Here is a 2,154-nt window from a genome sequence, read left to right as displayed (position 1 = left end):
GCCCAGCGTTCGCAGGCGGTTCTTGCGTGTGCGGGTCAGGGCGGTATGGCGTTGATCGAGCGGCCGGTGGGCGAGGTCGAGGAGTTCCTCGCCCCGTACGGGGACGCGTTGTCGGTCGCCGCGGTGAACACCGCCAGCTCGACGATCATCTCGGGCCGGGCGGAGGCGATCGTCGAGATCGTTGGGGAGTTGTCGGAGCGGGGTGTGTATGCCCGCAAGATCAATGTGGACTACGCGTCTCACAATGCGCAGATGGATCCGTTGCTGCCTGCCTTGGCGGAGGGTTTCACCGGGATCGTGCCGCGGTCGGCGGATATCGCGTTCTATTCGACGGTCACCGGGCAGGTGGCGGACGGTATTGAGTTGGACGGTGGGTATTGGTGCCGCAATCTGCGTGAGCCGGTGCGGTTCGACCGGGCGTTGGAGCGGCTGCTGGATGACGGGCACGGTGTGTTCGTCGAGATCTCGGCGCACCCGGTGCTGTCGATGCCGTTGACCGACGGTAGTGCGGAGCGCGGTGGCATCGTCGTCGGTTCCCTGGCCCGTCACCACGGCGAGCCGGCCCAGCTCCTGCGCAACCTCGGTCTGCTCCATGTCCAGGGTCACGGCCTCGACTGGGACCGCGCCCTGGCCACCGGCACGGACACCCTCGTGCCGCTACCGACGTACGCCTTCCAACGCGAGCGGTACTGGTTCGAGTCGGACGAGCGCGCGGGCGACGTCCGCTCGCTGGGCCTCACCGCCTCGGCACACCCCTGGCTCGGGGCCGTCACCGCCCTGGCCGACGGCGAGGGCTACCTCTTCACCGGCCGCCTCTCCGCCGCGCAGTACCCCTGGCTCCACGAGCACGCGGCCTTCGGCATGCCTCTTGTCCCCGGCACCGGCCTGCTCGAACTCGTCCTGACCGCCGCCCACCACGTCGGCGCCCCCGGCGTTGCCGAACTCGCCCTCACCGAGCCCCTGTTGCTCGGTACGGACGGAGCCGTCCGCCTCCAGGTCGCCGTCGGCGCGCCCGACACCAGCGGCCACCGCCCCGTCGCGGTCCACAGCCTCCCCGAGAACGCGCCCGATGACGCCCCGTGGCGCCAGCACGCCGTCGGCTCCCTCTCCCACACGCCGACCGCCGACACCCACACGTTCGAGGAGCTGGCCCAGTGGCCGGTCCCCGGTACCGAGCCCGTCGACCTCGACGGCTTCTACGACCGTCTCCGCGCCCGCGGCCTGGACTACGGACCTGCCTTCCAGGGCCTGACCGAACTCCGCCGCACCGGCGACACCGCATACGCGCAGGTCCACCTTCCGGAGGGGCTGAAGGCCGACGAGTTCGGCATCCACCCCGCCCTCCTCGACGCCGCCCTGCACGCCCTGGTCGGCGTTCAGGACACCGGCGCGGCCACCGACGCCTCACAGGTGCTGCTCCCGTTCGAGTGGACAGGCGTCGAACTGCTCGCCGCGGGCGCCACCGAGCTCCGCGTACGCGTCGAACTCGACGCCCGGCAGAACAGCGTGCGCGTTACTGCGACCGACCCGACCGGCCGGCCCGTCGCCCACGCCGAGGGGCTCCAGCTGCGCGCCGCGGGCGCCGAGCAGCTGAGGGTCACCGAGACCGTCGACCACCTCTACCGCGTCGCCTTCGCCGCCCCGCCCGTGCTGGAGGACGCGCCGGAGGGCCTGACCTGGGTCCTGGGCGACGACGCCCTCGGGTTCGCCGCTGCCCACGCGGATGCGGACGCGCTCCTCACCGCCCTCTCCGCCCTCGGCAGCGACGGCGACGCCCCGGATCGCCTCCTCGTCGACGCGACCAGCCCGGCCGGCGCAACGGCCCTCGAAGAGGCCACCGGCGGACTGGAGCTGCTCCAACGCCTGCTGGCCGAACCCCGCCTCGAACGGACCGAGCTGATCTGGCTGACCCGCGGAGCGGTGGCCACCGACGACCCCGTACGCGACCTCGCCCGCGCCGGACTGTGGGGACTGCTGCGTACGGCCCGCAGCGAGCACGCCGACCGGGTGATCCGGCTGGTCGACGTCGATGCGGAGCCGGTCGCCGTGGCGGCGGACGTGGCGCGAGCCCTGTCCGTTGCCGGGGAGCCGGAGATCGCGGTGCGTGGTGGTGAGGTGCGGGTGGCGCGTTTGGTGCGTGCGGAGTCGGGCGGT

The 2,154-nt window shown here is 72.5% G+C and carries 1 protein-coding gene; it reads left to right on the top strand.

The window, feature by feature from the left end; translation table 11 throughout:
• Positions 1–2,154: acyltransferase domain-containing protein (locus ABZZ20_RS36740; RefSeq protein ID WP_356877386.1), on the top strand; the 2,154-nt coding region annotated here is incomplete at both ends.

The organism is Streptomyces sp. NPDC006430, assembly GCF_040612395.1.
Lineage (GTDB): Bacteria > Actinomycetota > Actinomycetes > Streptomycetales > Streptomycetaceae > Streptomyces.
This window is presented reverse-complemented; position numbering and strand designations above follow the sequence as displayed.